We start from the raw sequence: 21,551 nt of genomic DNA on the forward strand, positions 1-21,551 counted from the left end.
CGTTCACTCGTTGACGCGAATCGTTGGATTGCCGCGTCATTCCACTCCGGTAAACGCGGATATTTGTTTCAGCTTCAAGACGCGCGTTTGGCGTCCGCACTCATGGCATTGCCGCTGCTAAGGCGACCGCGTGCGAGTGCCTCTTTTCCAGAGGGTGAAAGGAGGTTGAACCAGATGCCAGTAGTTGCCTTATGCGGAAAAATGCTGTGTTCCCGTGGAGTTCTCGACTCCTTGTCATTCTGCTTGGATTGATTCTGCCGCGGCTCGGTTGGGCGCAGGAACTGGCTGTTCCCGTCAAGCTGCGTTGGAACGCCGCCGCGGATTCCAATGTCGCTGGTTACGCGGTGTATTTCGGACCGGCGGTCACCGGCAGGTTGCAGCGGGTGGATGTCGGCCCCAATCTGGAAGTAACGCTCTCCAATTTATATGTGGGAACGACCTATCGCATTTATGCGGTTTCATACAACGCGTTCGCCTTGGAAAGCATTCCCTCGAATGAACTGCTTTACACGCCCACCGTTTCCGCCGCGCCGCCGGCGGGGCAGAACGGCCGATTGCAAATCACCCGGCTCGCCGACGGGCGTCTGCGATTGAACACCACTGCGACCTCGGGCACGGTGGGGGCCATTCAATTTGCCGCCACGCCCAACCCGGTTTACTGGCAGACGTTGACCAACGTCACCGCCAATCGCACCGGCCAGATCATCGCGCTGGACGCCGCCGCCGCGTCGGTGGCCCAGCGGTTTTACCGATTTGTCCCCGGCCCGCAACCGTTGCTCTCGCGGATCACGCTCACGCCGCCGACCAACGGCATGATGCGGCTCGAATGGCTGACGCCGCCCGGCGCCGTGACGCAGTTGCAATCCGCCGGCAGTCCCAACGCAAAAATCTGGACCCCGCGCGCCACCCTCACGGCCGATGCCGAAGGTCGCACGGTGTATTGGACTCCCGTGTCGCCGACCTCGGAAGCGCAATTTTACCGGGTCATGATGACGACGGAACCCGCCACCTACCGGGAACGCGGTGCTGCCAGTGACGCTCCTGCGGGTTGATGTGGATTTCAAATTTTGCCACCGCCCATTCGCCATCCTCGCCTCGACCGCCTACGGTTACGACGACGCCTCGCGCCTGCTGACGGTGGGCGACGGCACGCATAGCGCCACGTATGATTACCTTGATAATTCCTCACTGGTGGAACAGATTGTTTTCGCCACGAACGGCACCACCGTGATGACCACGACCAAAGGCTATGATTTTGTAAACCGGCTCACGAACACGACGACCTTGGACGTTGGCCTTGGGACTTTGGACTCCCACGCTTACAAATACAATCCCGCCAGCCAGCGCACGAGCGTGACGAACCTGGACGGCAGCTATTGGGTGTATGGCTATGACAGCATGGGGCAGGTGACGAGCGGGAAGAAGTATTGGAGCGATAGCACACCTGTCGCCGGGCAGCAGTTTGATTATGCGTTCGACGACATTGGCAACCGGCAAACCACCACGCGGGACCTGCGGCAGGCTTCCTATTCTGTGAACAATCTGAACCAATACGCCAGCCGCACCGTGCCGGGCTTTGTGAACGTGCTGGGCACGGCCACGAATACGGCCACCGTAAGCTTGTGGAGCCAGGACAATCTTGCGCTCTACACGCCGACGACGCGCAAGGGGGATTATTTCCGGGGAGAAATGTTGTTCAATAACAACACGGGCGCGCTGTGGCTCACCATCACCAACGTGGCCGTGTTGAGCAACTATACGGGGGCCGATGTGGTGACGAATACTATCGGGAAACTCTTTCTGCCCAAGACGGCGGAGGTGTTTGGTTATGACGCCGATGGCAACTTAACCAGTGACAGCTTGTGGACGAATGTGTGGAATGGGGAGAACCGGCGGATAGTGATTGAACGTAGAAGCGACGCCCCGTCGCTCTCCAAAGTGAAAGAGGTGTGGACGATTCTGGCCGATGGAAGATGGATTGAGCGCATTGTGTCCACGAACAATGGAACAGCTTACTATCCTTCACTCACGAACCGCTACGTGTGGGACAATCAAGTGTTGCTGGCGGTGCTGGATCATACGAACGGCGTGGTGGTGAGCTTCCTGCGGGGCATAGATATGAGCGGCAGTATTCAAGGAGCTGGTGGGGTGGGTGGAGTGTTGGCGGTGAAAGCGGGAACGTCCGCCCAGTGTGGCAACATGGCGAACACCACACATTTCACCTGCTATGATGGTAACGGGAACGTGGCGGCGTTGGTGAATGCGGCGACTGGTATTGAGAGCGCACGGTATGAATGCGGGCCGTTTGCGGAACAAGTGCGGGAAACCGGCCCAATGGCGAAACTCAACCCCATCCGCTTCAGCACGCAATATCACGATGATTACATCGGGGATGATAAATACTTGTTCCGGGATTTGAGAGATGGAAGATGGCTAAGCAGAGACCCTATCGAGGAACGTGGAGGTGAAAACCTCTACGAATTTGTCGGCAATAACCCCGTTGACTACATCGACCCAGCTGGGAGGAAGAGATATCGTATGAAGTTTCCGAGTTTCTATATCTCAGCGATTACCTTCGTCCCCGGCGACATCATTGAGGTTCCGAAAGACACGATAACTGTTCGCAGTGGGAACCTGTGGCCGTTTGCTCCGGGTAGCAATCTCGCCAAGCTTCGGTGCCTGTTAGCAGAGCTCGGTTTCAACTTACCTGTGCCGAACAACGGCGTCTATTTGGCGAGCTTCGGAAGCTCAGCCAACGGTTGGACGGTGACATACGGCATTCCGACGAAAGCAGCCACTTTTTTGAGCGCGGACAACATTAACGGCCTGAGTATTGTGAACGCCGAATTTCAAATCGTCACAGTGTGGCACGAAATGGAGGGGCACAATAAAGATGACGGCGAAGATGGCCCAGCGTTCGATGCTCGATACGAAAAACCTGTCCAAGACGCTGTTGAAAAACTGAAAAAGCAGCAGATTTGCGCGACGTGCGTTCCTAAGAACGGCGCACCTTCTTGGACGATAAGTAACGCGTTTGATAAAGCGATGTGCAAATGCGGAATCGACCGGCCTCCAAAAAGGAAATGAGGCAATGAATCGTGCAACATTCATCATTGGTTTCAGTGCGCTGCTAGCCTTGGTGGGAGTAGTCACAGGCTGTGGCCACAACCCTCTGAAGCCTCGTGCGTGGGTGAACCGTGGGAGTTGTTTGCAGTTCGCCCGCGTAGGAATTATTGCAGTTCGAGAATATGCCAAAGCGCACGGCCACCTTCCCGAAGCCGGCGCCAATCTGGCCGAACTGGGTGAGTTCAGTGTGCTGCGCGAGGTTGCGGTGCGGCTGAATTACGGCGGCAGCGATGCGTTGAGCCTTGAATCCCCAGAACGGATCATCGTATTGAAGTGCATATTTCCAGTCTCGTCGCAAAAAGGCGGCTCGGAATTTTACTACTGCGCCCTGTTGTCCGGCGAGGTTCTTCTCTTACAAGACAAGGATGCGATACTTGGAGGGGTCTGCCCGCAAGGAATCGGGGAGGTCGTGTTCCAAAAGGAATAAGTGAATCGGACACGACCAACCAATGCACTGAACGTGCCATGAGATTTTGTATTGGAGATTCTTGTCTGAACGTGAACCGGTCTGCACCAACCACGCCAGTCGCCGGGCAGCAGTTTGATTATGCGTTCGACGACATTGGCAACCGGCAGACCACCACGCGGGACCTGCGGCAAGCTTCCTATTCTGTGAACAACCTGAACCAATACACCAGCCGCACCGTGCCGGGCTTTGTGAATGTGCTAGGGACGGCGACGAACACGGCCACGGTGAGCTTGTGGAGCCAGGACAATCTTGCGCTCTATACGCCGACGACGCGCAAGGGGGATTATTTCCGGGGGGAAATGTTGTTCAATAACAACACGGGCGCGCTGTGGCTCACCATCACGAACGTCGCCGTCCTGAGCAACTACACCGGGGCGGACATTGTGACCAATACCATTGGAAAGCTCTTTGTGCCCAAGACGGCGGAGGTATTTGGTTATGACGCCGATGGCAATCTCACCAACGACGGGCGTTGGTCATACACTTGGGACGCGGAGAACCGAATCACTTCCTTCACCAGAAACAGTGCCGCCCCGGTTGGTTCGCGGGTGAAGCTGGATTGCGCGTATGATTCTCGTTCCCGCCGGACGCAGAAGATTGTTTCAACGTGGAACGGTTCAACCTACGTGGCGCAGAGCACGAACAAGTTTGTTTACGATGGGTGGAATCTCATTGCCATCCTCGATGCCACGAACGGACTGGTTCAGTCATTCACATGGGGAACAGACGCGAGCGGGACGATGCAAGGAGCGGGCGGTGTGGGCGGCCTGATTTCCATGACCGTGCATCAAGGGCCGGAGGCGGGAACATATTTTTACTGCTACGACGGCAACCATAATGTCGCGACTCTCGTGAATGCCACAAACGGTGCGGTTGAGGCGGTGTATGAGTATGAGCCGTTCCTCGGTATTCTTCGCGCTACAGGCCGACTTGCATCCTTCAACCCGTTCGTTGGCTCGACCAAGTTCTGTGATTGGGAGACGGGGATGCTCTATTACGGCTACCGCTATTATGACCCGGATACAGGCCGGTGGCCAAACAGAGACCCGTTGGAAGAACAAGGCGGCGTGAACTTGTATGCTTTCGTTGCAAACAATGGGATTAACCGCATTGAGTATCTTGGTTTCTTCAGCATTGAAACGCTTTTACCAAATGCGGGCACATTTGAGCTTGGTCACATCCCTGTTCCTGGTTTGCCGCCAGGCTGTGGATTGGTTGGCACAATCACGGTTAAGAGTGAAGGCGGGTGCAAGGTTTACGAAATCGGCGCAGGCGTCTCGTGTAGTGTGCGTCAGAAGCTGATCGACAAGCTCGTCAAACGTATTCCTGGCATCGGCGAAACCCTCGACAGGTATTTGCCGGACGTATCAGCACAGGGGTGGATCGAGGGTGTAGTTCGGAATTGTTGTGGCTGCGTGGACGCGTGTGAGTTCTCGCTGAATGGCGCATTCACAGTCGGCAATGGTCGGCGCGGTGGCGGCGAAACCGCTGGTCAAAGAAAAGTTATTGAGCTTGGTGCTACTGGCGAAGTCAACGGTATCGTCAATCTGTGTCAGGGCACGCTGCGGCTGGATGCTACGGCCGTTTTCAGCTTCTCCATGAATTTCGAGCAGCTCGGTGAAAAGGGCTGGTTTCCTGCTTTTAACTTGGACAAGGAGTTTTCCGGGACACTACTTGGCGGAAAAACACAGTTTGAGGGGCTCAAATGGTTTAAACCCTGCAAGTGAGGCCCGAAATGGAAGCCGTTCAGCGTTGGGAAACTTCGTTCCGCAAACACATTCGAGTGCGTTTGCAGCTTGAGCGTGACTACGGCGACCTGTTCTTGTCGCCTTACGGATGGAGCTTTCTCCTGTTCCATGACCCAGTAGCGCTTGCTGCGAAGAGACGCATCGCAGAATCCAACGGTTGGCATGTGCGCTCTTGGCGCGGGCAGTCCGCAGCTGGTGGTCGAACCTATGCCAGACTTCAGCCCGCTCTTGATGAGTTCACTGCTTACTGTGAGGGGAAGGCAATACTTGGCTTCATAGATATCGTGAGCGGCTACGCGGAGTTCACCTTTCCAGTGAATCAATTGCCGAAATTTTGGAACAAGCGCATTCGCGAATGGGAGACAAAACCTCAGTTCGATGAACTAGCGAGCCTTTTTGTGAAAGGAATTGACCGCTGGTGCCCCGCCAAGAGCTGAGAAGGAGTCTGGCTCGCCGCGCCGGGGTTGGTCGGTCACTAGCGCCTGTGCCACAGCCCTGGACGCTCCGTCTTCGCTGCGAAGTTTAGGTTGAATGGTTCGTTGGGATCATTTGCGGTCCGTGCCGCCGTTCGTCACGCCAGCGGAAACGACTATGCGCTCGTTCCGCCTGTCGCGCCGGCCAGCCGCACCGACCGCTTTTCCATTTTTGCCAGGTTTATTGCATTTTCACAACGTAGCGTCAGACGCTACGATACGTGAACCATCCGTCCTCTCCTGCGTAATGATGCCTCCCCGCGAATTCAAGCGCGCGCTGAATGCGGAGGGTGAGCCAGCGTGTGCCGACCGATGTTCTGGGAGCGCCGATAGCATCCGTTTGGAATTACTCCAGAATCACAACGAGAAAATTGGCAAGTCGGCGGTGATGTTCAGCCATGTTTTGATTCAAACCGCACTCGGCTGCCAATGCACTGAACGGCTCTACCCAATCTTTCTGTGGCGGCGGCAACGACTCCGGCACTTCATGAGTACCGCGACGACGGAATGTCGCCTTGATGTTTTCCGACAAGCGAGTTCGATCCATCGTTCCAGAATCGAGCAGGAGAACCATGTCCACCAAATCCTTCACCCGAGTATTCGGACGCCCGGTGCGAGGCAGCGTGTAAGCGTGCAACTTTTCGGCAAACTGTTCTTCGCGCGATATGGCAGGCAGCTTCGCCTTTGCAATCCCGGCGAAGCCCAGCCAATCCTGTCCCTCCAAAATCTCAAACGGTTCGCGAAGCACGTCACCCGCACTCACGTCCAAATGAAAATTGGCAAAGCGTCGGCCCGCCATTTGTGCATCAACCGGAAAACGAGAGCCGCCGTAAGGCGCGGCATCCAAATCCATCGTGGGTTCGCCGATGGTGAATTCAAACCCGTCCTGGAGATCAACACTTGCCGCGCTTTGCAACAAGCCGCGAATGGCAGTGTCATCCCATTTCTCTGTCGGCAGAGTGCGGATGGCCAGATCAACGTCCCGCGTCGTCCGCGCCGCCCGGATGCGGAGTTCCATCGCGTACCCGCCCTTGAGCAGCCACGGCGCGTCCGGGTCATGAAACAGCCTGCAAAGCAAACGGTCGAAAGCCGCCTGTCGGCGCATACGCCGGATGTCGCCGCCGCCGCGCCGCACAGCCGCCAGCAGCCGGTCTTCTAAGGCGCGACGCAGAGCGATTGATGTTTCGTATCGTTTCATTCAAACAGAGTCGTTACGAATTTCTTATGATCGGCGATTCCCTTCATTGCCGAAATCTCCCGCTCGGTTATCAGGCCGCGTCGCCTCGCTTCCTTGGCGACAGGTTTGAGCGCATGAATGCCACTTGGATTGGAAGCAGCCACGTCGCACAGTGCGCGCAGTGGACGGCACACAGCCAGGCCACGCAGTTGCATAACTTCGCCCGCAGCGAGATTTACACGATGCAGCACGACTGACTTGGGAACACGACTGTTGCGGCGGAACATCGGCGGCACCGTCATGTGGATCTTTGCGGGATTGAAATCGCCCATCTCAAACAGGCTCAGTGCCGTCTCATGCGACATGGCCGCGCGCGGCTTTTCGTCATGCCCGCGCGACCAAAGCAGCCAGACCATCATCTCGCCATCTTCCGGCGCGGGCAGATGCGCCATCCGATAGATGCCGCGCCAGACCCGCTCCCAATTCCCGGCCTTGACGTGATAGGGATGCGTGTTGTCCGCGTAGCCGGCCTCGATGGCCTGCTTCGTGGTGAAATACCCTTGCTGATCTTGGGCAATCGTCATCAGAGCGGCAAATGGATTGGTTTTCTTCGTCATGCACATATCCTCAACTTTTTTGAGGAAATGTGCAAGCTGGCAGTCCGTTCAATCTGAGGCGTTTGACGTTGGTGATTTCTGTTTCGCCGCTTCCGTAACGACAATTTCAAGAATAATCGGCTGCCCGTCTGCAATCAAGGATTGCTGACGGCTTGGCAGCTCTGCCAAGTGTGCCAACTCCATCCGCTGCATTGCGGTTTCGATGCGTTTCAACGAGTGGCCGCACAGCATGACTTCGTGGGTGGCAAAGATCGGGAGAGCGACATCTTTGAGATGTTCAGCCTGGCCGACGAGTTGGGAAGGCAGACTGGAGCGAGCAGCGACGACCGAAAAATTGGCCAAGAATTGGCCAAGCATGTTTTTTTGCGTTTTGTTGGCGTCACGGGCCAATGCCGAAAACCATTCACAGACAGGCATTTGAGAGTGGTGCCCCGGCAAGGACTCGAACCTTGGACCAATTGATTAAGAGTCAACTGCTCTACCAACTGAGCTACCGAGGCAACCAAGGCCGCCTAGCATCGCAATCGTAGGCGGGAGTTGTCAATCTTCACTTGGGGTTTTGTTGCCGGGTGGTATCCATCGCCGTCGTCGGGGCTTTGATTTCCAAGAGCCAATCGCCCGGGGCGGGCGGGCGCATTTCCAAGCGGTTCGAGCCGGGCACGGACGCGGCTTGCGCCGGTTGTGTCTGATTTGCGCGGAGATCGCGCCAGGTCGCCCGAGCGCCGGGGGGCAATACTTTTGCCGCCAAATGGATGGCGCGGCCTTCAGGCAGATAGACCAACGCTCCCGTGCGGTTGGTCACAATCAACGGGTAAACGGGCAGGGTGGCCGGGTCCAAGGTCGCGAGCAAAGGTGTTGGGCTGGGTCGCCATGTCCAAAAATCAGTGGCCGCCATGGTTTCACTCAGGGCCGCGAACGCTTGGGCGTCGGTGGAAGCGAGGGCTTCGCGCCAGGTTGGGCCCGCACCGGAATCCGTATGCCACTCGGCGATGGGTTGGGCGGCGTACGTGACGCCGGCGGGAGTGATCAGCAGAGCGTTCCACCACAGGAGGCGGCGGGCGAATTCCGTCGTGATGGTTTTGCCGGCAACCGGGGTTTGGCTCGTCGGTGGCGGAAGGATGGAGAGCAGCGGGTGCGGGGGCACTTTCCAGCGTTCTTGCGAGGGAGCGCCACCCAGCAGCCAGGGAAGCGAATTTGCGTCAGTGACCGAACTGGTTTGGAAACCGAACCCGTCCGCCCACGGTTCGGAACGAAATCCGTCATAGACCCAAAAGGATTCTCCGGGCACCAGAATTACCGGGGCATGATTACCCGCATCGAACACTTGTCGGCAGATTTTTTTCCAGCGGTTCGCCGCCACGCCTGAGCTGTCGCAGTCGAAGGCGATGATCCAAACGACGTCCGCCGCATTCCAGCGAGCCAGGGCATAACGGAGCAGCGCGATGGCGTGTGCTTCAGGCAGTTCGGTACCCGGTCGCAACCCGATTTCCCACAGCGGCGCAATGGCGTTCAATAGGTTGGCTTGATTGGCGGCGATCACGTTTTGTTCCACTTCACGAAAAGCGTCGGGGTTGATGGCAAAACCGGTCTCGGCGCGATAGAGCGGCGTTTGTTCCGATCCGATCGCGGCGGGCAATCGCCACAAGGTGACATTGAATTTCTGCTGCCGTCGGGTTTGGAGATAAGCGCGCCATTCCTCCAGGCTGGTCCGGCCTGCGGCTGACCATGCGGCGTCGCCCAGCCAGAAGAAGGGCGTGTGGTCGGCGTGTTCCAGGTGTTGTTGATCTCGCGCAACTTGGATGGGGCCGTGGCGGGTAAAATCAGTTTCATCCGTCGGCGCGGAACAGAGGAACGTGCCCGTTTGTCCATGCAAACCGGAATTCGTGGTGTCGGAGCAAAGCGTGTGGTATTGCCAGGTTCCCGGAAAACTGGGTTTGAAGCGCGCCTTCCAGACGGAGCCGCCGTCCCAGAATCCTTCGACGCGATTGGTTTCACCCAGCGGCGAAATCAACACGACCTGGAGTTCGGCTTGTTCGATCGGGTTCGAGTAGCTCACACTGCTGTGTAGTTCGAGTTCCCAGCGCTGCCACTTGGCGACCGAATCGGCGGCGTGAGCGGTGGCGAGGGGAACGGATGGCCAGAGAAGCAGCGCCAGCCATGCGAGATGAAATCGGATTCGCAAATGTTGAGTCATTCAGGCCGGTATCTGAACGGAATCCGGCGAGGCTGTCAAACCCGGCAGCACGGTTGCGTTGAACATTTTTTTGAGAGTATTGTCCATTCGTTGTGTGGTTAAGGTCGGGAGAATGATCGCTACGGCCCGACAAAAAATGGAAAGAGAGAAGTTATGAGCAAGAAATTAAATTTTGTTTTGGATTCAGGCGGATTGAGGAGCAACCGCCTGCTCGGGGCGGTGCTGGCGGGTTTGCTGGCGCTACCCGTTTTGGCCAAGGACGCGCCGAAGCTGTCCATTTCCGATAGTTCGGTGGATCGCGCCACGCGCGGGGTGAGTTACGCGGACGTGATTAAAAAAGTGACGCCAAGCGTGGTGACGATCGAGTCCACCCGGACCATTCAGTTGCGACAATTTCAAAACCCACTTCAGGGCGACCAGATGTGGCGTCGGTTCTTTGAACCGGATCCCGATTCGGATCAGGGGAATCAGCGGCGTCCCCGCGATCGGAGCCGAAAGTTGCGCCAAGAAAGCTTAGGTTCGGGAGTGGTCGTCACGGAAGACGGTTATATTCTGACGAACAATCATGTGGTCGAAGGCGCGGATGAAGACGGAATCATGGTGGTGTTGCCGGATGGCAAAACGAAATATCAAGCGACGGTGATTGGCCGGGATCCGCGCACGGATCTGGCGGTGTTGAAAGTGGAGGCCCAAAAGAAGCTGCCGGCGGTCACGCTGGCGGACAGCGACAAGCTGGAAGTGGGCGACGTGGTGCTGGCGGTGGGTAATCCGTTTGGCATCGGACAAAGTGTTTCCAGCGGCATCGTCAGCGCGTTGGGACGAGGCTTCGGCATCCTGGGACGGCAGGGGTATGAAGATTTCATTCAAACGGATGCCGCGATCAACAAGGGCAATTCCGGCGGCGCGTTGGTGGATGCGGAAGGCCGGTTGGTGGGGATCAACCAATCCATTGCCAGTCCGAGCGGCGGTAATGCCGGGGTGGGTTTCGCGGTGCCGGTGAATCTGGCCCGCACGGTGTTGGAGCAATTGGTTGCCGATGGCCGGATTGTGCATGGTTATCTGGGAGTCAGTTTGCAACCCCTGACCCCGGAATTGGCGGACGCTTTCAAGTTGCCCGACGCGAGCGGCGCGCTGGTGGGAGGGGTGCAACCGAATACGCCCGCCGCCAAGGCCGGGATTCGGGCCGGTGACGTGATTATTGATTTCAATGGCAAGCCGGTGACGGATTCGTCGCACCTGCGATTGTTGGTGGCGCAAACCGTCCCGGATACCGCGGTCACGTTCAAAGCGTTGCGCAAAGGCAAGGAACAGACTTTCAATGTCAAGCTGGGCGAGCACCCGGACGACGTCGCGGTGAAGGGCGGCAGCTCCAGCCAGACGGGAGACGAGATATTGCCCGCATTGTCCGGAGTGGAATTGTCCGATCTGAACTGGCGGTTGCGCCGACAATACAACATTCCGGGGCGCGTCAATGGCGCGTTGGTGACTTCCGTGGAGGAGGATTCTGCCGCGGCCCAGGCCGGACTGCGGCCAGGCGACGTGATTACGGAGGTCAATCAGCAATCAGTCAAGAGCAGCGATGAGGTTTCTGAGCAGGCGGATAAAACCAAGGGTAAAAGTCTGCTGTTGCAGGTTTACACGCAAACCGACGATCTGGAGACGACGCGGTTTGTGTCCGTGCCGTTAGGCAAAAAATAATCAAGGGTGGGGAAACTTGGACATCCAGCCGGATCGAAATGGCCCGGCTGGATTTTCCATTGGCGGGACGAAGCTGCATCGCGGCTTTGACAAAAAGTTTTGGGCAGGCATGATTTTGTCGAGCCAGCAATGACGACGACTGGCTAGATTGAATGTCAGTCCAATATAAAGATTATTACGCCATCCTGGGGGTCGCCCGCACCGCCAGTAGTGCCGACATCAAAAAGGCGTTTCGCAAACTAGCGCGCGAGTACCACCCGGACGTAGCCAAGGATAAAAAGCGCGCGGAGGAAAAGTTCAAAGCGGTCAATGAAGCCTACGAGGTCCTGGGGGACCCGGTTAAGCGGCAGCAGTATGACCAGTTGGGCGCCAACTGGAAATCCGGCGCGGATTTTCGGCCGCCACCCGGTTGGGGGCGGAGCGCCGGAGGCGGTGGCGAGCGGACGGAATTTGAGTTCAACTTTGGCGGCACGGGTTTTAGCGACTTCTTTGAACAATTGTTCGGCGGCCGCCGTAATGGTCAGTCGCGTTCGGGCGCTTCGGAAGCGGAGCCAGCGGAGCGCGGCGCGGACATTGAAGGGGATATTCTGGTTTCGTTGGAAGAAGCGATGCGCGGTTCACAACGCGCCGTGAACGTGCGGCACGCCGTCGTCTGTTCGGTCTGTGGCGGCAGTGGCCATCGCGGCGCCCGGGCTTGCGTGGCGTGTGAAGGGCAGGGGCGCGTGAGCAAATCAGAAACCTACCAGGTCAAGATTCCGGCGGGCGTGACGGAAGGCCAGCGTTTGCGCCTGGCGGGTCGCGGCGAGGCCGGATCGCGCGGTGGCAGCGCGGGTGATTTGTTTCTTCGAGTGCGTCTGGCGAAGCATCCGGACTTTGAAGTGTCCGGCCATAACTTGATTTACGAGGCGCCGGTTGCGCCGTGGGAAGCCGTATTGGGCGGTAACCTTTCCGTTCCCACATTGGAGGGACATGTGAACATCAAAGTCCCGCCGGGAACGCAGAATGGTCAAAAGTTGCGCGTGCGACATCGGGGGTTGACGTCACGGGCCGGGGAACGCGGCGATTTATTGGTGGTGATTCAGGTGGAGGTGCCCGTGCGCATCACCGAGGCCGAACGAAATTTGTGGCGCAAGCTCGCGGAAACGTCCAAATTCAATCCTCGAACCAGTCAAAACTAGGAATCAGGGAACAAGAACATCATGGCAGAGGCAAAATTGGTGGTCCTTACCGGAGCGACCCGAGGTCTGGGGCGCGCGATGGTGACCGAATTTGTGAAGCGCGGTCTTACGGTGCTGGGTTGCGGACGCAGCAACCGGGACATTGAAGGGTTGCGGGCGGAGTTTGGCGCGCCGCATGATTTTTACGCGGTGGATATTGCGTCCGATCCGGCGGTGAAATCGTGGGCGAGTTTGATCATGACTTCGCACGGGGTGCCGGATTTGATCGTGAACAACGCCGGCATCATCAACGCCAACGCTCGGCTTTGGGAGGTGAGCGCGCGCGCGTTTGACGAAGTGGTGGATGTGAATTTACGCGGGCCGGTGAATGTGATTCGTCACTTGATCCCGGCCATGGTCAAGCGCCGGACGGGTACGATCGTAAATTTCAGTTCCGGTTGGGGACGTTCCACGGATCCTGAGGTGGCCCCGTATTGCGCCACCAAATGGGCCGTGGAAGGATTGACCCAATCTTTAGCCCAAGAACTGCCATCGGGCATGGCGGCGGTGGCGCTCAATCCCGGCGTCGTGAATACCGACATGCTGCGCAGTTGCTTTGGGCGTTCGGCGGCCAATTATCCCTCACCGGACGAATGGGCGGCGGTGGCCGTTCCTTTTATTTTGAGCATCAAATCCGGTGACAACGGACGTCCATTAACCGTACCGGAATCGAGAGTGTGATCGTCGCCGCGAAAATTCTTTCCGCTTTGAAGTCGGGCTGGCTCTGCGTATAACCTCCGCGTGGCGGCGCCGTTTCCAACTCCGATTGATGCCAGCACACGCTATTGCGCGGTGTTCGGGCATCCGGTGCGTCATTCCGCTTCCCCCGCCATGCACAATGCCGCGCTCGCGGCGTTGGGACTGAACTGGCGCTATCTCGCTTTTGAAGTGCCGCCCGAGGAATTACGCGTCGCGCTTGCCGGAGCCAAGCAGATGGGTTTCATCGGATTGAACCTGACCGTGCCACACAAATTACTGGCGCTGCCCTGGGTGGATGAACTGGATGTTTCAGCCCAACTGCTTGGGGCGATAAACACCGTGCATTTCTCTCGCGACGCGACGGGGAAAATCACCAGCCGCGGTTACAACACGGATGGCGATGCGCTGATCCAGGCCGTGCAGGAAGAGTTGCGGATCAACCTGCGAAGCGCTCGCGTGCTCGTGTTGGGCGCCGGTGGCGCCGCCCGGGCGGCGGTGATGAAATTAGCCGCCGAAGGAGTCATCGAACTGGCTTTGGTGAATCGCACCCAAACCAAAGCGGAAGCGCTGGTGGATGAAGTGCGGAGGTTGTTTCCTGCAATCAACGTCCGTGTGGGCTATCCCAATGGCTCGGTGGATTTGGTGCTGAATGCGACTTCACTCGGCTTGAAACCGAATGACGCGCTGCCTGTTGATTTGACAACTTTCAGCCTGGCCCGGGCTAGGGCCGCTTATGACATGATCTATCGGCCAGCCGAGACCCCGTTTCTCCAAGCGGCGCAAGCGGCCGGATGCCAAACCGCCAATGGCTTGGGCATGTTGCTTCATCAGGGAGCGCGAGCGTTGGAGATTTGGTCGGGAAAAGTGGCGCCGCTGGCAGTGATGCGCACGGCGTTGGAGGCGAATGTTTATGGCCGATGATATTTTGAGAGCACCGATTACTGAATTGCCCCCACTGACGCGAAGCGGCGACTGGCTTGGCGCGGCTGGTCATGGGCGTTTGCCTCGTCCCTTTTCACTCACCCACTATGCTTGACACGGTATTTGATCCGGAAATCTGGGCGCGCGTGCCGTTCCATTTTTGGTCGGTGGTATTTTTCATTTTCGGCAGCATCGTCGGCAGTTTTTTGAATGTTTGCATTCATCGGATGCCGCTGGGGTTGAGTGTCGTATCTCCGCCTTCGCACTGTCCGCACTGCCATTACTCGATTCCCTGGTATCTCAATCTGCCGCTGATCACCTGGTTGATGTTGCGGGGGCGTTGCAAAAATTGTCGCGCGCCCATCTCGGTCCGTTACTTTCTGGTGGAACTGTTGACCGGCGCGCTTTTTCTCGGTTGTTGGCTGAATTACGGTCCGGCTTCCGCCCGCCTCGCGTTGATCTACTCGCTGTTTGTCGCTGGATTGATTGTCGCCACCTTCATTGACTTTGAGCATTTCATCATCCCGGATGAAATCACCATCGGCGGCACGATCGTGGGACTGGTGTTTTCATTTTATGCGCCCTTGCATGATCAAGTGACGGCGCTGGCCGGGTTCTGGCAGGGAGTGATTGGCGCGGTGGTGGGTTGGGGATTGATTTACGCCATCGTGCGGCTGGGCAAGCTGATGTTCGGTCGGCAACGAATGGCGCTGCCGGTGGATACGAAAATTATCTTTTCGGAAACGGCGGTGCATTTGCCGGACCGGGAGATTCCTTACGAGGAATTGTTTTATCGTCAGTCGGATGAAATCATCATGCAGGCCCGCACCTTGGAATTGATTGATCGTTGTTATCAAAACGTCCAGGTGCGCCTGTCGCCGCGCCGGTTGCGCATTGCAGCGGAGGAACTCAATCCAGAAGCCATTCACCAAATGGAGGCGGTGAGTACGGAGATCATTTTACCGCGCGAGGCCATGGGGTTTGGCGACGTGAAATTCATGGCGGCGATTGGCGCGTTCCTCGGCTGGCCCGCGACGTTCTTTACCCTGGTGATCAGCTCGGTGGTCGGCTCCGTGGTGGGCATCATCGGCATGACGATCCAGGGGCGGGAACGCTTTGCGCGCATTCCCTACGGTCCCTATCTGGCGGTGGCGGCGTTGATCTGGGTGCTATTGCCATTGGATGCCAAACAGGAATTGCGGGAACTATTGGCGGTACTCAATCCATTTGCCGCGCCGGGTCTGCTCTGAACCGGAAAAAATCTTGCGCGGGCCGGTCCGGTTCACTAGCGTTACCCCCTCGCTAGACGCGCGATCGTGCGTCGGGAGTTGATGGATTCAGACGTTCGGGAAACAGATCGCGCGGGGTTCCGGGTTGGTAGCTCAGTTGGTAGAGCAGTGCCCTTTTAAGGCATTGGTCCAGGGTTCGAGTCCCTGCCAACCCACCACTTCATTCGTCCTTCGCTTCAGATTTGGTAATCGAAAGTGGTATCTCCAGTGGGGTTTTTCGCCGTGCCCCGTTGCAAGGAATGGTCCACCAAAGTCAGCAAATGCGATTGAGTCATTTGCTTGTGGAAAAAGGCCGTGGCTCCGGAATTCAATGCTTCGCGAGTTTTCTTGGCCGGGTCACCAGCCGAAACCATCACGACGGGAATGTTCTTGAACGCGTCGAAGCGGTAGAGCCACGAAATGACGCGATCGCCATTCCAGGCCACGCCCGTTACGTCCACGGGCAGATTCATGTCCAGCAGCACGAGATCGGGTTTTTGTTTGCGCACGGTACGGATGGCTTCGCAACCATCACCGGCGGTCAGGACTTCAAAGCCCTCATTGGTGAGTTGCGTCGCGGCGGTTTTCCGAAACACCGGATCATCGTCCACCACCAATACTTTTTGGTTTCGCGAGGGTTTGTGCAAAATCTCGGCGGCGGCTGAATTCGACTTCGCCACCACGTGTTTGCCGGTCCCATTGCCAAAAATCCGGCGGAACCATTTGGTGCAGCTTTCTTGATCTGAGTTTGTATTCATGTGGCCCTCGCTTGAAATGAGTTGTATCACTCACTTCCAAGCTACCCTTAAAGTACGTTGTCTCAATTCGGTTACATTTAGGAACGGTGCCCCGGAAATCAGGTCAGATGGCTCCCGGAAAATTCCCGGGGCGTTTCAAGGTGCCAGAATTCGCAACGCGGATGGTTCGACGGTTACTTGCGCCGGCAGCCGCCCGGCCAGTTCGCCGTCCACTTCAAAGTGAAGCGGTTGCGCGCTGGTCAGACTGAAGGCGGCACTTTGGAAACGAAGCACGGTTGCCTCTGGCAGCCGGTTTGCCAGCAATAGCCGCCATCCGCAGCGCAGCAGAATCCACCAGCCAATTTGGGGAAAGACGCAGACCTCGAGCCAACCGTCGCTGAGCTTTGCAGAGGGGAAGATGTTAAAATTTCCGCCGTACTTGCGGCCGTTACCGATCAGGACCAAACCGCCGGTCAGGGTGCGCGCTCCATCCGTAACGCTAAGTGGAATTGATTTTTTCCGCAACGCGCGCAAGCCGGCGACGACGTAAGCCAGGGGGCCGATCTTTTTCTTTAATTGCAAATTGACCAGTTCCAGCGCGCGCGAATCAAGCCCCGCGCCGGCCAGTTGGACAAAATAATATCGCTGGCGGTTTTCGGCGGGGCCGCAAATAAAGCTGGGCAAGTCAATGCGTCGCTCGTTTTCGGCTCGCAGCGTGGCCCACGCCGCTTCCAGACGCAGGGACATTCCCAGTTCGCGGGCGAATACATTGGCCGTGCCGATGGGCAAAACCCCGAGGCGCGCGTGTTTGAAACCGTCGGGAACATCCCCGATGCCATTCAACACTTCGTTGACGGTGCCATCGCCTCCGGCGGCGATGATGGTATCGAAGCCCTCGATTACAGATTGCGCAGCCAGACGTCTGGCGTCGCCGGGCGCAGTGGTTTGTCGCAGAGCGGCTTCCCGCGCGATGTCTCCCAAGGCGCGGCGGAAATGCTGGGCTTTATGCCCCTTCGCGGCGGGATTGAAGATGACGCAGGCGCGCACACGCGACAGTTTTCCGAGTGAGCCAAACAAGTCGAGGATAAAACCGACGCGAGTGACAATCGGGACAAAAGGCGCGGGGTGTCACCGGATGATTTTGGAAAGAGATGAAGTTGATTGAGCGGTTAATCGCGAAAGAATTTTGTGATGCGGCAAAAACTTATGGAAAACCGCCGCCCAATTGAGGCAACATCTCATCATGGTCGCTGACCCTAACGAATCCAGTCCGGCGCCGAAGGCAGGAGCGGACGAGTCATCTCGTGACTTGGCCGTCGTCAAATTACAGGTGCAACAACTGCAGGACGCGCAAGCGGTATTGGAGCGGGAGAACAAGAATTTACGTTTGCTGCTCGAACGCGTGGTGGAACATCGGCAACGGTCGCATGCCGAGCTGGTGCTGTTGCTCGCGAATCTGGTCAGCAAGTTGCCGATCAACGACGTCGGCGTATTCGTCGCCAAGCTGGTGGAGCATAATACCAGCGTGGCGGAGGCTTGCGCGGCGTTCTCCAAAGGGGCGATTGACAGCGCGATTCCCCAGCCGCAGTTCCTGAAGGATTTGGAGCAATCCAAACAAGACCTGCGCGCGGCGCTCGAACCGATTGTCGCGGAGTTGCTGGAAACCAAACCGCCGTTGGAAACGGAGATGGTCAAGAAACTGGCGGAAACCCCGGAATCGTTCTTCTCGGCACCGGTCGTTCGCGCCACGCGGTGTTACCTCAAAGGCCAGTTGCCGCGCGAGCGGGTGGTTCGCGAATTTGGCGAAAAGAGTCTGGTGTTCTTTACCGATTTGACCACCGATCCGAAGCTGAATCCGCGGCCCCGGTCGGAGGAAATTGTGCTGGCGTTCAAGCCGGATTTTGAAGCGTTGTTGACGCAGGAAGCCGCGGCGGCGGGTAATCACGCCGAAGCGTTGCGTGAGTTGCATCGGCGCGTGCAGCTCAGCCGGGAGTCCACCGAAACGGCACGGCGACAGAAAGGCGCGTTCGGACGGATTACCTTTCTCATTGAATTATTGCATTTTTACGAAAACCAAAACACCGAAGCGCCGGACGTTTTGTTCGCGATGCGATTGCCGACGTTGCTGGAGCAGTTGGTGATTCAGCCCGGGCAAAAGCAACTGTCGCCCGCCGATGTCACCGCCGCCGAGGACCTGCTCGCGCATATTGTCAGTTTGGATCATCGCCTCATCGTGGTTAACAACCTGGGGAAATCTGGCGGGTTGGCGCGGGTGTTGAAATTCGTGCTTCGCCTCCGCGTGGAAAAATTATCGGACGAGGCGGATGTGGTGCGCGGCTGTGTGCGTACGTTGTTACCCGCCGCGCCGCAACCGGCACCGACCGTGGCGGAACTGGCGTCCATTCTCAAGCTGGTGCCCGACGCGGACCGGCAGAAACTGGTGGTTCAGGGCATCATGGGATCGGATCGCATGAAGCGGGTGGATGCGGAGTTGTTGGGCCGTGCGGTCGGACAGGAATTGGGTTTGAAAGGTCTGGAGGAGCAGGCGCGCGCCGCCGTGGTGATGGACCCGGAAGTGGAGCGGCAACTGGCTTGGGATCGGATTCGCGAACTGATGACCCGGCACGCGAATCCCAGTCAGATCGCCGCCGCCATCCGCGAGCGGTTACGCGCCAAATACGATGCCGCCGAGGTGCGACAAAGCTGGCTGGTGCTGAGCGAGGTCGAGCCGATTCTTTTCATTCGCGTCTTCTGTCAGTTGCCCTACCTCGAGGATGGCCGCACTGATCCAATTGCCCAGGCGGTGTTGGAAAGCTACGTCACTCGGCTGGTCCATGAAAAATACGCGACGACTTACAACAAAGTGTTGACGAGCCTTAAAAGCATGTTCAAAGCCCGGGCTGATAGTCCGCTGCTGTTGAATTTCATGGCGCTGGTGAAGTGGGTGCAACCCACCATCGCGCAGAAGCTATCGGCGGAAATCGGGTCGCCGGCTTGAGCCGGAATTCGAACTGCCGCCACCTGAGCCGTCACCGTGGCTGATCGCGTTGGGTTGCGGCAGGGTCGCGATATTCCAATGCCAGCAGGCAGACGTCATCTTCAAAGTGTCCGTCCGCGGCGAATTTTTTGGTTTCCCGCAACAGGGCGTTGACGACGCGGTGAACCGGAAGCGATAGGTATTTCTTAGCAGCCGCCAGCAGCCGCTCGCGTGAGTAGAGCGAGTCGTCCGAAGCTTGAATCTCGTAAAGGCCATCCGTGAACAGCATGACGGCATCGCCGGGTTGCAATTGGATTTCGGAACTTTGATACGCATGTTGCTCGAACAGTCCGAGCGCCGGCTGACTTTTCGCTCCGGCTTGGTTTTTAATTTCCTCGGCCAGTCTGGCGGAGCGACGCAGCAGAAACGGTTTGGGATGTCCGGCGTTCACATAGCGCATCTGACCGGTGGCGGCATGAACCACCATAAAAAAGGCGGTCGTCAAAATGGAAGCGCCGCTCGGTTTGAGGATGGCGAACAGTTCCGCGTTCAACTCCGTGATGAACCGCCCCGGATCGTGAGCCAGCGGGCGCAGGTTTTCCACCAGCGTGCGAATCATCATGGTGATCAGCGCCGAACGCACGCCGTGCCCGGCCACGTCACAAAGAAAAACCGCCACTTCCTGATCGGAGATCGGCGTGATGCTGAAGAAGTCTCCGCCCACGGTGCCGCTGGGCAGATAGCGATGCGTAAATTGGAACGCGCTGTCCTTGGCGGTCGCGCCTCGGGGCAAAACCGGATATTCCTGCGGCAACATGGCGAACTGAATTTCGCGCGCGGTTTTGAGGTCATTTTCCAGTTGCTCGTTCTTGCGCCGCAATTGTTCCTCGCTGGCGGCAAGATCATCCCGGGCCTGGTTGAGTCGTTCCTGCGCCAGTTTTTGTTCCGTGATGTCCCAGAAAATTCCCTGCACGCCAATGACGGTCTGGTCCTTGCCGTACAGCGGCGTCTTCACCACCTGAACGTAACTCTTGTTTTGTCCCAGCGGTTGGTGCTCTTCGACGATGCTCAAGGTTTGTCCGGTCGCCATTACGCGTCGGTCGTCCGCCTGGTACTGTCGGGCTAATTCCACCGGAAAGAAGTCGAAGTCCGTTTTGCCGAGGATCGCCTCGAGGGGCACGCCGTAATGATCGCAGTAGTGCTGATTGGCGAAGGTGAAGCGCCCCTGCAAATCTTTGCGAAACACATTTTGCGGCATGGTTTCCACCAGCGAGTGGTATAACGCTTCGGATTCCTTGACGCTGTCTTCCGCCTGTCGCCGGGCGGTGATGTCCTCCACGGTCCCTTCGTAGTACAACAACTGACCGCCCGCGCCGCGGATCGCCCGGCAGTTTTCAGAAATCCAGATGATGCTGCCATCCTTGCGAAAGATTTGGGACGTGAAGCCGACGATGACGTCGCGTTGCTGCATGAGCTGTTGGAATTGCTCGCGCCGACCTGGCGCCACATACAAGCGCCGGCCAATGTCCGTGACGCTTTGCATCAATTCTTCCGGGGTGGCGTAACCGTAAATTCGCGCCAGCGCCGCGTTGGCCAGGAGGTATTGTCCGTCGGGCGTGGTTTGGAAAATCCCTTCCGCCAGATGATCGAAGATGCTGTGATATTTTTCCTCCTGGGCGATCAGCGCCATTTCTGATTCGTGCCGCTCGATGGCGTAGCGGATCGAGCGCCGCAGATTGCTCAGCGTCAATTGGCTTTTGACGAGGTAATCCTGGGCTCCGGATCGCACCACTTCCGTCACCACCGAGTCATCATCCGCCGCGCCCAGCACGATGATCGGCGTTTGCGGCGTGACTTTTTGGAGCACGGTCAGATTGGCCGGGCCGGCGCCATCAGGCATGAACAGCTCCAGCAGGATGACGGCAAATTCTTCGCGCGATATCAAATCCAGCGCCGCCGCCAGCGAGGTTGCCACCGCGATGCCGCTGCCGCTTTCGCGCGCCTGCTCCAACATGCCACTCACCGTGTTGGCCACGACCACATCGTGCTCGATCAACAGGAGTCGTAACGCCTGCCGTCGCGAGATCATCGCGGTGTTATGAAAATCCAGTCCGACCATGCTTTGAGGAGATTTCTCCCGCCTCCATAAATGGCAGGCTCGCGGCCCGGCGGCAAGCGCATTGGAACGCTCCGCCGCATCTGGAAAGTCTGCTTTTCAGTTGATTGGGTT

General features: G+C 57.6%; 18 protein-coding genes and 2 tRNA genes. 12 read left to right on the top strand and 8 right to left on the bottom strand.

All coding sequences use genetic code 11. The features are described from left to right. Positions 1-191: 191 nt before the first annotated feature. The 5 genes from M9920_14420 to M9920_14440 all read left to right on the top strand — a co-directional run bounded on the left by M9920_14420 (position 192) and on the right by M9920_14440 (position 5,780). Positions 192-1,052 (top strand): fibronectin type III domain-containing protein, encoded by an 861-nt coding sequence (locus M9920_14420; protein ID MCO5053477.1) that lies wholly within the window; start codon positions 192-194, stop codon positions 1,050-1,052. A gap of 1 nt (position 1,053) precedes the next feature. Beyond that, positions 1,054-3,087 carry an RHS repeat-associated core domain-containing protein gene (locus tag M9920_14425; protein ID MCO5053478.1) on the top strand — a complete coding sequence of 678 codons (2,034 nt, stop codon included), beginning with the start codon at positions 1,054-1,056 and terminating at the stop codon, positions 3,085-3,087. Positions 3,088-3,091: 4 nt separating this feature from the next. After that, complete coding sequence (locus tag M9920_14430) at positions 3,092-3,553, top strand: hypothetical protein (protein MCO5053479.1); 462 nt, start codon at positions 3,092-3,094, stop codon at positions 3,551-3,553. 71 nt (positions 3,554-3,624) lie between these two features. Next, positions 3,625-5,322 (top strand): hypothetical protein, encoded by a 1,698-nt coding sequence (locus tag M9920_14435; GenBank protein MCO5053480.1) that lies wholly within the window; start codon positions 3,625-3,627, stop codon positions 5,320-5,322. 8 nt (positions 5,323-5,330) lie between these two features. Further along, positions 5,331-5,780, top strand: a complete 450-nt coding sequence (locus M9920_14440; GenBank protein ID MCO5053481.1) for a hypothetical protein — start codon at positions 5,331-5,333, stop codon at positions 5,778-5,780. A gap of 382 nt (positions 5,781-6,162) precedes the next feature. On the opposite strand, the gene M9920_14445 is transcribed toward M9920_14440, so the two are convergent. The 5 genes from M9920_14445 to M9920_14465 form a co-directional block, all read right to left on the bottom strand. Next, positions 6,163-7,014: a nucleotidyl transferase AbiEii/AbiGii toxin family protein gene (locus M9920_14445; GenBank protein ID MCO5053482.1), complete on the bottom strand. Its 852-nt coding sequence runs from the start codon at positions 7,012-7,014 to the stop codon at positions 6,163-6,165. Beyond that, a complete protein-coding gene (locus M9920_14450; protein ID MCO5053483.1) occupies positions 7,011-7,610 on the bottom strand; it encodes a hypothetical protein in 600 nt (199 codons plus the stop codon). Before M9920_14450 ends, M9920_14445 begins: the two co-directional genes overlap by 4 nt. A 48-nt stretch (positions 7,611-7,658) precedes the next feature. After that, positions 7,659-8,027, bottom strand: a complete 369-nt coding sequence (locus M9920_14455; protein MCO5053484.1) for a hypothetical protein — start codon at positions 8,025-8,027, stop codon at positions 7,659-7,661. 7 nt (positions 8,028-8,034) lie between these two features. Further along, positions 8,035-8,110: transfer RNA gene (locus tag M9920_14460), tRNA-Lys, on the bottom strand. A gap of 47 nt (positions 8,111-8,157) precedes the next feature. Then, the gene (locus M9920_14465) at positions 8,158-9,804 is read right to left on the bottom strand and encodes a DUF4038 domain-containing protein (protein ID MCO5053485.1); all 1,647 of its coding nucleotides are present in this window, start codon (positions 9,802-9,804) and stop codon (positions 8,158-8,160) included. 153 nt (positions 9,805-9,957) lie between these two features. On the opposite strand from M9920_14465, the gene M9920_14470 reads away from it, so the two are divergent. From M9920_14470 to M9920_14495, 6 genes are all read left to right on the top strand, one after another. Next, positions 9,958-11,502: a DegQ family serine endoprotease gene (locus M9920_14470; protein MCO5053486.1), complete on the top strand. Its 1,545-nt coding sequence runs from the start codon at positions 9,958-9,960 to the stop codon at positions 11,500-11,502. 152 nt (positions 11,503-11,654) lie between these two features. Then, positions 11,655-12,680 (top strand): J domain-containing protein, encoded by a 1,026-nt coding sequence (locus M9920_14475; protein MCO5053487.1) that lies wholly within the window; start codon positions 11,655-11,657, stop codon positions 12,678-12,680. Between the two features lie 21 nt (positions 12,681-12,701). After that, positions 12,702-13,400: an SDR family oxidoreductase gene (locus M9920_14480; protein MCO5053488.1), complete on the top strand. Its 699-nt coding sequence runs from the start codon at positions 12,702-12,704 to the stop codon at positions 13,398-13,400. Between the two features lie 60 nt (positions 13,401-13,460). Next, positions 13,461-14,339, top strand: coding sequence for a shikimate dehydrogenase (aroE, locus tag M9920_14485; GenBank protein MCO5053489.1), 879 nt, complete (start codon positions 13,461-13,463; stop codon positions 14,337-14,339). A gap of 107 nt (positions 14,340-14,446) precedes the next feature. Next, a complete protein-coding gene (locus M9920_14490; protein MCO5053490.1) occupies positions 14,447-15,589 on the top strand; it encodes a prepilin peptidase in 1,143 nt (380 codons plus the stop codon). Between the two features lie 121 nt (positions 15,590-15,710). Continuing rightward, positions 15,711-15,786 (top strand) — tRNA-Lys (locus M9920_14495). A gap of 18 nt (positions 15,787-15,804) precedes the next feature. Here M9920_14495 and M9920_14500 read toward each other — a convergent pair. Together M9920_14500 and M9920_14505 are read right to left on the bottom strand one after the other, a co-directional pair. Then, positions 15,805-16,365 carry a response regulator gene (locus tag M9920_14500; GenBank protein MCO5053491.1) on the bottom strand — a complete coding sequence of 187 codons (561 nt, stop codon included), beginning with the start codon at positions 16,363-16,365 and terminating at the stop codon, positions 15,805-15,807. A 135-nt stretch (positions 16,366-16,500) separates the two neighbouring features. Beyond that, positions 16,501-17,391: a diacylglycerol kinase family lipid kinase gene (locus M9920_14505; protein MCO5053492.1), complete on the bottom strand. Its 891-nt coding sequence runs from the start codon at positions 17,389-17,391 to the stop codon at positions 16,501-16,503. Between the two features lie 196 nt (positions 17,392-17,587). Between M9920_14505 and M9920_14510 the strand changes: the two genes are divergently transcribed. Further along, on the top strand, positions 17,588-19,342 hold the full coding sequence (locus M9920_14510) for a hypothetical protein (GenBank protein ID MCO5053493.1): 1,755 nt from the start codon (positions 17,588-17,590) through the stop codon (positions 19,340-19,342). Between the two features lie 31 nt (positions 19,343-19,373). Here the strand turns inward: M9920_14510 and M9920_14515 are convergent, their stop codons facing one another. After that, entirely contained in the window at positions 19,374-21,440 is a 2,067-nt protein-coding gene (locus tag M9920_14515; protein MCO5053494.1) for a SpoIIE family protein phosphatase, read from the bottom strand. Positions 21,441-21,551: the final 111 nt, after the last annotated feature.

The sequence above is a fragment of the Verrucomicrobiia bacterium genome (assembly GCA_023953615.1).
Lineage (GTDB): Bacteria > Verrucomicrobiota > Verrucomicrobiia > Limisphaerales > JADLHS01 > JADLHS01.

Bases quoted from the DNA above. Each gene is read 5' to 3' on its own strand.
- M9920_14420 (MCO5053477.1), top strand. From the start codon at position 192: ATGCGGAAAAATGCTGTGTTCCCGTGGAGTTCTCGACTCCTTGTCATT.
- M9920_14480 (MCO5053488.1), top strand. From the start codon at position 12,702: ATGGCAGAGGCAAAATTGGTGGTCCTTACCGGAGCGACCCGAGGTCTG.
- M9920_14510 (MCO5053493.1), top strand. From the start codon at position 17,588: ATGGTCGCTGACCCTAACGAATCCAGTCCGGCGCCGAAGGCAGGAGCG.
- M9920_14515 (MCO5053494.1), bottom strand. From the start codon at position 21,440: ATGGTCGGACTGGATTTTCATAACACCGCGATGATCTCGCGACGGCAG.
- M9920_14445 (MCO5053482.1), bottom strand. From the start codon at position 7,014: ATGAAACGATACGAAACATCAATCGCTCTGCGTCGCGCCTTAGAAGAC.
- M9920_14465 (MCO5053485.1), bottom strand. From the start codon at position 9,804: ATGACTCAACATTTGCGAATCCGATTTCATCTCGCATGGCTGGCGCTG.
- M9920_14470 (MCO5053486.1), top strand. From the start codon at position 9,958: ATGAGCAAGAAATTAAATTTTGTTTTGGATTCAGGCGGATTGAGGAGC.
- M9920_14430 (MCO5053479.1), top strand. From the start codon at position 3,092: ATGAATCGTGCAACATTCATCATTGGTTTCAGTGCGCTGCTAGCCTTG.
- M9920_14455 (MCO5053484.1), bottom strand. From the start codon at position 8,027: ATGCCTGTCTGTGAATGGTTTTCGGCATTGGCCCGTGACGCCAACAAA.
- M9920_14490 (MCO5053490.1), top strand. From the start codon at position 14,447: ATGCTTGACACGGTATTTGATCCGGAAATCTGGGCGCGCGTGCCGTTC.
- M9920_14475 (MCO5053487.1), top strand. From the start codon at position 11,655: ATGTCAGTCCAATATAAAGATTATTACGCCATCCTGGGGGTCGCCCGC.
- M9920_14440 (MCO5053481.1), top strand. From the start codon at position 5,331: ATGGAAGCCGTTCAGCGTTGGGAAACTTCGTTCCGCAAACACATTCGA.
- M9920_14450 (MCO5053483.1), bottom strand. From the start codon at position 7,610: ATGACGAAGAAAACCAATCCATTTGCCGCTCTGATGACGATTGCCCAA.
- M9920_14500 (MCO5053491.1), bottom strand. From the start codon at position 16,365: ATGAATACAAACTCAGATCAAGAAAGCTGCACCAAATGGTTCCGCCGG.